An 11,304-nucleotide genomic window follows, 5' to 3' on the forward strand; every position below is an offset into this window, starting at 1 on the left:
GGCGCCGAACACTTTGGGCATGTGAGAGCAGTCGGAACTTTAACCACACCGTTTTTCCGACGCATAACCTGCTTTAATGGTTTTCCATGTTTAGCTTGGTAATCAGAAAGAAGCTTTTGATAGTCAAGCTTCTCCAAATTTTCAATGATGGGCATCTCATCAACCTGTAATTTTCGATAAGGTTGGTTCACAGGCTCATCGAAAGCAGCTTTAGCCACGGATTTGCCAAGGATCATTCCCAAAAGGCCAAAAATAATTTTTTCTTGAAACTTGATATACGAAAGTAAATACGCTATAAATTGAGGTAACAACTTGTCACTTCCTATTTTAGGGATGTTGGGTGTGTGGTAACCTCAATTATCCTTAAGATTTAGGGGGTGGCAAGTTTTTTGCTTTTAAAGCTCTTGAGATCAAGGGATTATTAACTTTTTACTATAGAACTTTTGACAATACGATTTGTTGAGCAGGGCAGGGGGATGAATATGAACAAAAAGGCATTTTGGATGGCGGCATTCACCATTATCATATGGTCATCAGGATTTGCCGGTGTAAGGGCCAGTATACTCGGAGGATATACCCCCGCCCACCTTGTCCTTCTACGATTTTTGATCGCTTCCGGAGTATTTTTATTATATGCTTTATGGCCTGGTGTCCATATCAAGCTTCCGGAAAAAAAGGACATCCCGCGCATTATTTTTCTGGGATTAATAGGGATCAGTGTATATCATATCGGGTTTACATTCGGCGTCCAAACGGTTTCTGCCGGCACAGCCAGCATGATAATCGGTTCAGCCCCCATTTTTACATCCATCATTGCCATAATAGTTTTAAAGGAAAGAATGGATTTGTTTGGTTGGATAGGCTTGGGAATAGGCTTTATCGGAATTGTACTCATTACATTGGGAACTTCGGAGGCTGCTTTTACGATTTCCAAGGGAACGTTATATATTTTGATCAGCACAATCGCCACGTCCATCTTTTTCGTTTTTCAAAAACCGCTGTTGGCAAAGTATCATCCGATTGATTTAACAGCCTATTTTACCTGGGCCGGAACGCTTCCGATGCTAGTCTTTCTGCCCGGGTTATGGGAAAACATGCAAAACGCTGACTTTAGTGCCCATATTTCGGCGCTTTATGTCGGAGTTTTCCCGGCTGCCGTCGCTTATGTGACATGGGCGATGGCGTTGTCCGCCGGAAATACTACAACCATTTCCAGCATGCTTTATCTTGAACCGGCGCTTGCCATTATGATCGCGTGGCTATGGTTGAAGGAATGGCCCAACGCCCTTTCCCTGATTGGGGGAGCCATTGCCATCTCCAGTGTGTTTGTTGTAAATTTTGTAGGAAAAAAGCGGCATATAGCCAAAAAGAAATTGGGGTAAAGATAAGACTCCCCAAAATGGGAGTCTTCATCACATTTTGATCTCCAATGCAACCGGACAATGGTCGCTGCCCATGACATCGCAATGGATATGAGAATCGATCAATCGGTCCTGGAGCTTTTTCGAAACAATAAAGTAATCGATCCGCCAGCCGATGTTCCTTTCCCTCACTTTGTTCATGTATGACCACCATGTGTACGCCCCTTCTCTGTCCGGATAAAAATGGCGATACGCATCAATAAAACCGCACTCCAGCAATCTGGAAAACTTTCCCCGCTCCTCGTCTGTAAATCCCGAGTTTCCCCTATTCGATTTGTAATTCTTCAAATCGATGTCATTATGGGCTACATTAAGATCCCCGCATAAAATGACCGGCTTTGTCTCGTCCAATTTTTTTAAATATAAAAGCATGCGTTCTTCCCAATCCAACCGGTAGCTTAAACGCGCCAGGTCCCTTTGGGCGTTTGGTGTATACACATTGACCAAATAGAACTGGTCATATTCCAACGTAATGATCCGGCCTTCTTCCTCACGTTCGGAATCCCCAACACCATATTTGACAGCCAGCGGTTTATGTTTGGAAAATACAGCTGTTCCAGAGTAGCCTTTCTTTATCGCATAGTTCCAAAACTGATAATATCCTTCAAGTTCCAAATCAATTTGGCCTTCTTGGAGCTTTGTCTCCTGTACGCAAAATATATCTGCATCTACCTGATTAAAGTAATCAAGGAAACCTTTTCGTATACAAGCTCTAAGCCCATTTACGTTCCATGATACAAGTTTCATCCTTCGTTTTCTCCTCAGTCTATAATTCTATCATCTATTGTGCCACTCTTTCTGTAGGCAAACAAGCAGTAAAGAAAAGAGTAAGAGGCCTGCATTGGCTACAAATAACCGGGAGTCCAAGCAAATCTCATAAACAATAGACGCTCTGCCTCTCTATTTGGAGGGAAAGGATCACCAACCAGGTCGTTTTGAACATCTAAACGACCCATTTTACAATACCACTAGAATTCGGGCTCTTTTTGGCGTCTAAGTGACGGGGGGGTCGATTTTAACCTTCATCGGGCTCCTGAAAATCACTCTGCGTAATCGAAGCGATAGGTTTTTTCATCCTTTTCGGTCACTTAGAATCACTCTATTTGACCCAAATGACGAGTTTTCATCATTTTCGGTCGCTTTGAGCCATTCTACGTTACCCAATTGACGCGTTTTCACCTTTTTCGGTCACCTAGAGCTACTACGTTACCCAATTGACAGGTTTTCATCCTTTTCGGTCACCTAGAGCCATTCTACGTTACCCAATTGACGCGTTTTCACCTTTTTCGGTCACTTAGAGCTATTGTACGTTACCCAATTGACGCGTTTTCATCCTTTTCGGTCGCTTAGAGCCATTCTGCGTACTTTTATAAAAAGCCGGGCGCAACCCGGCCTTTTGGTTATTCCTTTCCAACTTCGTACTTCTTCATTGTTTCAACGACCCTGGCAAAGTCTTCTTTTGTTTTTACCGGAATCCCTTGTAGCAGTTTTTGATGCTGCTTGCTTTCCAATTTTTTTACATCAATTTGAAAAAATGATTGGATGATATCGGACTCCTCCGGCTTTCCATTGAAAATGGACAATGTGCCATCTTCCGTAATGCCGAAATACCCGTTCATTTTTAACAAGGGCGAGATATCATTTACTTTTTTTTCAAAAACAAGGTAATCCTCACTCATATCGACTAGCTGCCATTTCTCATACTTTGCCCAAAAATCCTCAATGGCCCATATTGTTTCCGTGAGCGTTTCTTCGCTTTCTTCTCCGTCCATATAAACTCTTTTTAACCTGATTGTCAGCTCCAATGGCTTGTCCGGGATCACAAATTCCTTCTCCTCACTAGCTTGTACATGACTGGGTGATTGTTTGAGATCAAAAATGAAAAAGCTGCCGCAGCAAATAACGGTTATGGTTAATACAGCTCTCATTAAAACACTCATCATGAATCACCTCGACCTCTCGTTATTTTCATGAATATAGTGTGACCATACTTTTACATGTTTATCCAACAAGAAAAAACGCCAAGACGTTTTTTCTTGGGAATTCGGAGGTCAAAAGCCAGATTGGGTCTAAATTTGCGAATGAACAAATTTAGACTTTCAACTTTTCAAAAAAAGCTTTCCCAAAAGAATTCCTCTTTTGGAAAAGCTTTGTTTAGTTATGGTAAACCTCCTGGACATCGTCATCGTCTTCGAGCATGTCGATCAGGTTGTCGAGCTTTTCTTCCTGCTCTTCTGTTAATGACGCATCTGTTTGCGGGACCATTGTCATTTCCGCCGTCATAAATGTAAAACCGGCCTCTTCCAGATTTTCTTTTACAGCCATGAAGTTTTCCGGTTCTGTATAAATTTCAAAGGCTTCTTCGCTTGTTTCCATATCTTCGGCCCCTGCTTCAATCGCCTGAAGCAGCAGTTCCTCTTCATCTATTTCGTCGTATTCGTTCCTGTCGATCGCCAGGTATCCTTTCCGGTCAAACATATAGGAGACACAACCGGTTTCGCCGAGGTTCCCGCCATTTTTCGTAAAAGCGTGGCGGACGTTTGAAGCCGTCCTGTTTTTATTGTCCGTTAAACACATGACCATGACCGCTGCACCGCCAGGCCCGTATCCTTCATAGATAATTTCTTCATAATGCTCTGCATTTTGGCTGCCGGCGGCCTTGTCTATCGCACGTTTAATATTGTCATTCGGCATATTTGCCGCTTTAGCCTTGTCTACGACAAGCCGGAGTGCGGGGTTTGTTTCCGGATCGCCCCCTCCGCTTTTGGCTGCGACATACAGTTCTTTAGCCAGCTTCTGGAAAACCTTTCCGCGTTTTGCGTCTTGTGCGTTTTTTCTTCGTTGTATATTTTTCCATTTCGAATGTCCTGCCATTCAAAAATCCTCCCTATCTTATCACCTGTATTTTATCATATATTGAATGTGCTTTATTTGGCAAACAAGAAATTTTGAAACGTTACTATAAATTGTTTTCAACTTTCGTCATTATGGTTTTCGTAAATCGCATGCGTTTTTTGTACTGATTGAATGTAATTGATTCCAAGTGTTTCTTTCGTTTTGTTCTTTCTGCTTTAGTGCTGTTCATATAATAAATCCATTCCCGGAAAATATCGGTTGGATAGGCAAGGGCAGCCAAAAAAGGCAGATCATTTTTAAGTGGTTCGATTTCCGCACATTCGGAAAATAGCCGGCCGCTTGACCAATGAAGGGACGGCAGAATACGATTACAAAACTGAAGAAGATCAATCTGCCTCGGTCCGATGCTGATCAAGTCAAAATCTATTAAGTATAAGGAACCGTCTTTTTTTCTTATAAAATTGTGGTGTGCCACGTCACCATGTAATATACAGTGCGGTTCCTCCAAGAAATAATCCACATGCCTCTTCATGAAATGAATGGCCCACTCTCCAGCAAAAATATAATTTTTTAAATACGGGTAAAGGCTTGTATCCCTGTAAGAATCCATTTTATTTTTAAAATCATTCAACCGCTTTTCCCATTTGTTTAACTGATCAAACACGAGAAGATGAGCTCTGAACATGTCTAAAAACTGTGCAGTTTTATCGTGAAAACGAGAAAGAAGCGCGAGTGCATCCTTTCGGCAGCGGGCGCTTCCATAGTGAAATGGCTCATCCTGATTTTGTTCAAGATGCCGGATTAATCCAAAGACACGATCTTCAAAATGAACAGCGCCAACAGGGTGAAAATCGTAAGTATTCATAAAGCCATGTTCAAATAAGCAGCGAGTGAGATAAATTTGGGTTTGCAGTTTTTTTTGTCCCGTGAATTCTTTGATTACCCACCGTTCTTTTTCCGACTTTATAAGCCAAACCCCTTTTTTGATGATAAAAATGTCCCGGAAATGATGACCGACAACCCTCCTTATATAAAGAAGGAGACGGGTTTCAAATCCGTCTCTCTTTCCATCCGTTTGATTATTCATCTTCTTCCTCGTCTTCATTATTTCTTGGCATTTCGAATTGTCCCATCATCGTTCCCGGCATTGGCTGTACGTACGGATATGGCTGCCCGCCTCCATAAGGTGCGGCCATCGGATTACCATATGGTGAAGCCGGCATCGTGGGATATCCTCCGTAAGGCTGTGTATATCCCTGCATTGGCATACCCTGCGGCGGATCATCATCGTAATCCATTCCATGCATGGCATGGCCATGATGGTATCCTTGATGATGATGCCCGTGATGATGATCCATGGATGAGCTTGATGAACTGGAAGACTCGTCATCCCAATGGTGGTGCGGCATTTCATATTCTGCTGCAGGCATAACCTGGGGCATCTGGCCATACATCGGCATCTGGCCATACATTGGCATTTGACCATACATCGGCATTTGGCCATACATCGGCATTTGCGGATAAGCCATTGCCCCTTGCACTTGGGGCATCATGGAATGCGGATACGGGTAGCACGGATCACACACCGGCATTACTGGATAACAATTAGGATACATGGGCTGAGTATAACCTCCTTGTACAGGCATCACGGGCATTTCAACCGGCATTTCAACCGACTCTTCATGATGCCCATATTCTTTTTCCTTTACTGGCTGCTGTTGCACTTGAGCCTGCGTTTGGCTCATATTCATCATGTAATAATTATTGATATCAATCTCCGGCAGTGGCTGAGGCATTATAGGTTGATATATTTTGTGCGGTTTTTCCTTCGGGACTTCTTTGATGATCTCTTTTTTGGCCGGATGTTCTTTTGGCACTTCACTGTGCCCATGCATTTTATGGTGATGCATTTCTTTTTTGACCGCCGTTCCTCCTGCAGGCACTTTGATTTTCATACCGGGCATAATCATATCGGGGTTTGACAACTGTGCATTCATTTTCTTTAATTCTTCGAAATTCACGCCGTATTTTTGTGCGATCTTCCAAAGCGTGTCACCCTTTTGAACGATATGAATCTTCACTGATTTTCCCTCCTCTGGCATACGTCCATATAGTGTATGATTGTGTGGGCAAATTGTTATTTAATCTTCTTCAAAATACATATGAAAAATTGAAAGGCTTTATGAGTCCAGTCATGAAAACCTAAGCTGGGCCAAGTGGGTTCAAGCTGCCGTCCATATGTGATACTATTTAGTCGTTAGGAATGGAAACGGAGGGTGCCTGATGAATAAGGAAAGGAAATTGCTCGGGGAAGAAAGAAGAGCCTGGATACTGGAATATTTGAAACAAAAAAACGGTCCCGTGACCGGGACGGTTTTGGCAAAAAAAGCGAATGTCAGCCGGCAAGTAATTGTCGGGGATATTACATTATTAAAAGCACATAACGAACCCATTATCGCCACGAGCCAAGGCTACTTATATATGCCGACGGTGAGTAACGAACGGGTCGAGAAAATAGTGGCTTGCTGCCATGACCGGAGCAGAACGGAAGAAGAACTGAATATCATCGTGGATCACGGGGTTTCAGTAAAAGATGTAAAAGTGGAACATCCAGTATACGGCGACTTGACCGCTTCCATCATGGTTTCAAATCGCCAGGAAGTTCGGGCTTTTTTAAAAGAAATTAACGAAACAAAAGCGCCATTGTTGTCACAATTAACAGCGGGCATGCATTTGCACACATTGTCGGCACCAAATATGCAAACGATCGAAAGGGCAGAAGCTGCGCTAAAAAAAGCGGGCATTTTGGTCGAAGAAAATTGAAAAGCGGAAATGCTTTATCCGAGCATTTCCGCTTTTTTCTTTCAGAGTCAAGAGTATAAATTTCTTTATAAATTTTAGACCCCAAAAATATCTGTTTTGTCCAGCTCCGGCGTACAGGATGTGCTGGTGCAAGCGAAGCGACAGGACAAGGAGGGCCCTCGATAGCATCGTTTATTACACGAAGATAAAGCGTAAGCTTTTTCGAGGACGTTACTGCTTGAGCCGCCGTGTTTCCTTTATTTCGTTGGAGTACGTCGATGGGCAAGGCGCTTGCGCTTTTCTTAAATCATCCTCCAGAGCTGACAACTTCCACTTTGGCAACGAATTCCAGCCGGCGTAATTTTGCCAGGAATTCGTCCATATTGATAGTCATTTCCGTCACATCCAAAGATAGCGTAACGTTTGCCTGCCCCTGGAGCGGAATCGTTTGGTGAATCGTCAATACATTGCATGAACAGCCTGCAACGATACCAAGAAGCTTGGACAGCGCACCCGGCTTATCTTCCAGGAAAAAAAACAGTGAAATAATCTTTTCTTTGACAACGGTATGGAAGGGAAATACCGTATCTCTATATTTATAAAATGCGCTTCGGCTTAAATCTACTTGCTGAACGGCGTCCCATATCGATTCGGCCGTTCCCCGTTCCAGCAAGGTCTTTGCTTCCAGCGTTTTTTTCATGGCTTCAGGCAAAACGTCTTCCCGCACCAGATAAAACTTCTGGTCCACTTTCCTTTTCCCCAAGATATTCCCCCTCCAGACAAAGCAAACTAATCCATAAACTCAAATTCAAAATCAAACAGCCGAACTGTGTCGCCATCTTCCGCCCCACGCTGTCTAAGCGCGTCATCCACACCAAGCGATCTTAACTGGCGGGCAAATCGGCGGACGGATTCTTCCCGAGAAAAGTCGGTCATTTTAAATAATCGTTCGATCCTTTCACCACTGACAACAAAGCTTCCGTCCGGATCGCGCGCAATGGTGAACGGCAGTTTCTCCCCTTCGTGCTTGTAAACCACCCGGTGTATTTCCTTCTCCTCTTCCAACTCTTCATGAAGCGGAAATTGGGGTGTCACTTCAAGTAAATCGGCTATGGCAAACAATACTTCCCGAACACCTTCCCTTGAAATCGCCGAAATGGGATAAACCGGATAATCATCCTGAAATTTTTCTTTGAATTCCTCTAAATTTATTCCGGCAGCGGGCATATCCATTTTATTGGCAACGATGATTTGCGGTCTTTCCAGCAAACGCATGTTATATTGCTGCAGCTCCTCATTGATCGTCCTATAATCTTCATACGGATCTCTTCCTTCCATTCCAGACATGTCAATGACATGAACAATGACTCTTGTCCGTTCGACATGGCGAAGAAACTGATGGCCAAGGCCGACTCCTTCATGTGCCCCTTCGATTAACCCAGGCAGGTCGGCCATGACAAAGCTTCGGTCATCATCCGTTGCCACTACGCCAAGGTTGGGTTTGATTGTAGTAAAGTGGTAATCCGCAATTTTCGGCTTTGCCGCAGATACAACGGACAGGAAAGTAGACTTTCCAGCGTTCGGAAAGCCGACAAGCCCAACATCGGCAAGCAGTTTTAATTCCAGAGTGATGTTTCTCTCCTGGCCCGGCTCGCCATTTTCCGCAATTTCCGGTGCCGGGTTTGCCGGCGTGGCAAACCGGATGTTGCCTCTTCCGCCGCGTCCTCCCTTGGCGATCACAGCTTTTTGGCCGTCTTTGATCAAATCTGCAATCACCTCTCCTGTGTCGTCGTCGGTAACAACGGTTCCGGGAGGCACTTTGACCACAAGGTCTTCGGCACCTTTACCGTGTTGTCCCTTTGACATTCCGTTTTCTCCGCGCTTCCCTTTAAAATGCTTTTGGTACCTGAAGTCCATGAGCGTTCGCAATCCTTCATCTACAACAAAAATGACGCTGGCTCCTTTTCCTCCGTCACCTCCGGCCGGTCCGCCCATTGGTTCATATTTTTCACGACGGAACGCCACCATGCCGTTTCCGCCGTCTCCGCCTTTTACATATATTTTTACTCGATCGACAAACATTCGGGACACTCCATTCAAAGCTATTCCAAACAAAACAATACTTGAATTTGATACTCATTCTCCGATACCTGTTTATAAGTGACATGATCCGGATAGGCTTCTTTGCAAAAAAGCCAATTTTTGAGTTCCGGTTCATTTTCTATTATACCGTGGAATTGAAAAAGAAAACGAACTGCATCATTCTCCGGTTCGATCGCCATATATAAAATGTTATCATTTATAGGAAGCGATACCCGGTTCAGTTCATCAAAAAAACCCCTTGTCCAATCCGTCAGCAGTTGATCATCGAGCCGCAAGTTATCCTGTCCTTTTACAATTTCATATTCAAGCCGAAAACGGTAGCCTTTCCAGTTATGTGTCAACAATAATTCGGCAAAGCGGTATAGCTTCAGATTGGAAAGAAGCGCTTCCTGCTGCATTTCCTGTACAATTTCATCCATAATCCGTTTAGCTTGTTCAGTTTTTCCCATGGAGAGGTTTCCTTTTATTAACTGTAATCTATTTAACCACTCATGGCGTGTATGCCGAAGCATTTCTACTACTGTCCAATTTTCGCTCATCCCTCGTTCTCCCCAGTCTGGTCTATACAAATTATAATATAGTATAACAGATCTCACATATGTAAGTGATTTAGAGTTCGACTTGAAGCTATTATACCATTAATAAAAGACCCAGGAATGCATGCATTTTTGGGAATTCATAAAAAAGCGCAAGCGCATTGCCCAGCACGGGCAAATAAGGCGAAACACGCAGGAGGCCCCCGCCTCTGGAGGTTTTGACGTATGACCTTGGGGGCCGCCTTTTAGCCTTAGGTCGTCCTGTCCTGTGGCGCTGGCGGCATTAGGACGTCCTGTCCGTCGGAGTCAGACAAAGAAAAGCTTCTTTTGAAAAAAATTTTTCTTAGCAGGTTATGCTTTACTTACAAAAAAACCCTAACCCCGATCGGTTAGAGTTTTTTTCATTACTGTGCCTGTGGATATACGCTCACTTTTTTCTTTTCGCGGCCAAGGCGTTCAAAACGAACGACGCCATCTACTTTAGCAAAAAGTGTATCGTCTTTTCCGCGTCCCACGTTTTCACCCGGATGAATCTTTGTGCCGCGCTGGCGGTAAAGAATCGAACCGCCGGAAACGAATTGTCCGTCTGCGCGTTTAGCGCCAAGTCTTTTGGCTTCAGAGTCCCTGCCGTTTTTCGTGGAACCTGCTCCTTTTTTCGTTGCAAAAAATTGAAGATCCAATTTCAACATGTGATTCACCCCCTATTTTTAACGATCAATTTTAAATAATCTTTATAATCACGTTCGATTGTTTCCAATGAAATAACCATGCCTTCAAGCAAAAGCTGAACCTGCTTGGACGTTTCCACCGGCAAGTCCGCGGGTAGCGAGCATGAAAGATAGCCGCTTTCCGATTGTTCAATGCATGGCGTGATGCCCGTCAGTACCATCACCGCATTCAGGCTGCCGAAAGCAACCGCTGATGCACCGGCACAAACGATGTCTTCACCTTTTTCGGCAAATTCGGCATGCCCGCTCATCGTAAAAGATACAATCTTGCCTTTGGAATCTTTATTTATCTCAACGATAATCATGGGAACCGCTACGCGTTGATTTTTTCGACGACGAGTTTTGTATAGGGCTGACGGTGGCCTTGTTTTTTGCGATAGTTCTTTTTAGGCTTGTATTTGAAAACAACAACTTTCTTTTGACGGCCTTGCTTTTCAACCTTGGCCGTTACGGTTGCCCCTTCAACAAATGGGCTTCCTACTTTGACATCCTCCCCGCCAACGAAAAGCACTTTGTCAAAAGTGTAAGTGTCCCCTTCAACTGCGTCCAATTTTTCAACGTAAATCGCTTGTCCTTCTTCAACTTTTATTTGTTTTCCGCCTGTTTCAATGATTGCGTACATGCATTGCACCTCCTTAATGACTAAGACTCGCCAGACTCAGGTGTCTTATAACAATAAGCGCTTGTTGACCTGTGCTGTGCGGTTGTAGCACGGGTGCTACAATCTAACATAAAGATACTATCATATTTGGTTGTATTATGTCAATAGTGTTTTCCTACGAGCAGCTTTGAGGAGTAAATTTATGTTTTTTAGTCCTTAAAACAGAAAATGCACTTATCCACAGGTGTAAAAATTTA

Annotated in this window: 13 protein-coding genes, 1 pseudogene and 1 other annotated feature; of the genes and pseudogenes, 2 read left to right on the forward strand and 12 right to left on the reverse strand. The window is 43.7% G+C overall.

Translation table 11 applies throughout. From position 1 onward, the window contains the following. Positions 1-311, reverse strand: a pseudogene (locus AB1L08_RS19655) (DDE-type integrase/transposase/recombinase); the annotation flags it as partial. A 171-nt stretch (positions 312-482) separates the two neighbouring features. On the opposite strand from AB1L08_RS19655, the gene AB1L08_RS19660 reads away from it, so the two are divergent. Next, positions 483-1,382, forward strand: coding sequence for a DMT family transporter (locus AB1L08_RS19660; protein ID WP_413066327.1), 900 nt, complete (start codon positions 483-485; stop codon positions 1,380-1,382). 30 nt (positions 1,383-1,412) lie between these two features. Here AB1L08_RS19660 and AB1L08_RS19665 read toward each other — a convergent pair whose 3' ends face one another. The 5 genes from AB1L08_RS19665 to safA form a co-directional block, all read right to left on the reverse strand. After that, positions 1,413-2,168 carry an exodeoxyribonuclease III gene (locus tag AB1L08_RS19665; protein WP_413066328.1) on the reverse strand — a complete coding sequence of 252 codons (756 nt, stop codon included), beginning with the start codon at positions 2,166-2,168 and terminating at the stop codon, positions 1,413-1,415. A 653-nt stretch (positions 2,169-2,821) separates the two neighbouring features. Next, the gene (locus tag AB1L08_RS19670; protein ID WP_413066329.1) at positions 2,822-3,361 is read right to left on the reverse strand and encodes a BofC C-terminal domain-containing protein; all 540 of its coding nucleotides are present in this window, start codon (positions 3,359-3,361) and stop codon (positions 2,822-2,824) included. A gap of 214 nt (positions 3,362-3,575) precedes the next feature. Then, a complete protein-coding gene (locus AB1L08_RS19675) occupies positions 3,576-4,295 on the reverse strand; it encodes a YebC/PmpR family DNA-binding transcriptional regulator (RefSeq protein ID WP_413066330.1) in 720 nt (239 codons plus the stop codon). Between the two features lie 85 nt (positions 4,296-4,380). Beyond that, a complete protein-coding gene (locus tag AB1L08_RS19680) occupies positions 4,381-5,364 on the reverse strand; it encodes a phosphotransferase (RefSeq protein WP_413066331.1) in 984 nt (327 codons plus the stop codon). Beyond that, entirely contained in the window at positions 5,357-6,358 is a 1,002-nt protein-coding gene (safA, locus tag AB1L08_RS19685) for a SafA/ExsA family spore coat assembly protein (RefSeq protein ID WP_413066332.1), read from the reverse strand. Before safA ends, AB1L08_RS19680 begins: the two co-directional genes overlap by 8 nt. A gap of 202 nt (positions 6,359-6,560) precedes the next feature. On the opposite strand from safA, the gene AB1L08_RS19690 reads away from it, so the two are divergent. Next, complete coding sequence (locus AB1L08_RS19690; RefSeq protein ID WP_413066333.1) at positions 6,561-7,100, forward strand: transcription repressor NadR; 540 nt, start codon at positions 6,561-6,563, stop codon at positions 7,098-7,100. A gap of 286 nt (positions 7,101-7,386) precedes the next feature. On the opposite strand, the gene AB1L08_RS19695 is transcribed toward AB1L08_RS19690, so the two are convergent. The 6 genes from AB1L08_RS19695 to rplU form a co-directional block, all read right to left on the reverse strand. Then, positions 7,387-7,842: an ACT domain-containing protein gene (locus AB1L08_RS19695; protein ID WP_413066334.1), complete on the reverse strand. Its 456-nt coding sequence runs from the start codon at positions 7,840-7,842 to the stop codon at positions 7,387-7,389. A 26-nt stretch (positions 7,843-7,868) separates the two neighbouring features. After that, positions 7,869-9,161 (reverse strand): GTPase ObgE, encoded by a 1,293-nt coding sequence (gene obgE, locus AB1L08_RS19700; RefSeq protein WP_413066335.1) that lies wholly within the window; start codon positions 9,159-9,161, stop codon positions 7,869-7,871. A gap of 20 nt (positions 9,162-9,181) precedes the next feature. Next, positions 9,182-9,721, reverse strand: a complete 540-nt coding sequence (locus AB1L08_RS19705; RefSeq protein ID WP_413066336.1) for a Spo0B C-terminal domain-containing protein — start codon at positions 9,719-9,721, stop codon at positions 9,182-9,184. Positions 9,722-10,122: 401 nt separating this feature from the next. Beyond that, positions 10,123-10,407, reverse strand: a complete 285-nt coding sequence (gene rpmA / locus AB1L08_RS19710; protein WP_413066337.1) for a 50S ribosomal protein L27 — start codon at positions 10,405-10,407, stop codon at positions 10,123-10,125. A gap of 5 nt (positions 10,408-10,412) precedes the next feature. Beyond that, positions 10,413-10,751 carry a ribosomal-processing cysteine protease Prp gene (locus AB1L08_RS19715; protein WP_413066338.1) on the reverse strand — a complete coding sequence of 113 codons (339 nt, stop codon included), beginning with the start codon at positions 10,749-10,751 and terminating at the stop codon, positions 10,413-10,415. 8 nt (positions 10,752-10,759) lie between these two features. Beyond that, entirely contained in the window at positions 10,760-11,068 is a 309-nt protein-coding gene (rplU, locus tag AB1L08_RS19720) for a 50S ribosomal protein L21 (RefSeq protein WP_413066339.1), read from the reverse strand. Positions 11,069-11,081: 13 nt separating this feature from the next. Further along, positions 11,082-11,162 (reverse strand) — a sequence feature (ribosomal protein L21 leader region). Positions 11,163-11,304 lie beyond the last annotated feature (142 nt).

The organism is Siminovitchia jepli (genome assembly GCF_047228825.1).
Taxonomy (GTDB): domain Bacteria; phylum Bacillota; class Bacilli; order Bacillales; family Bacillaceae_C; genus Siminovitchia.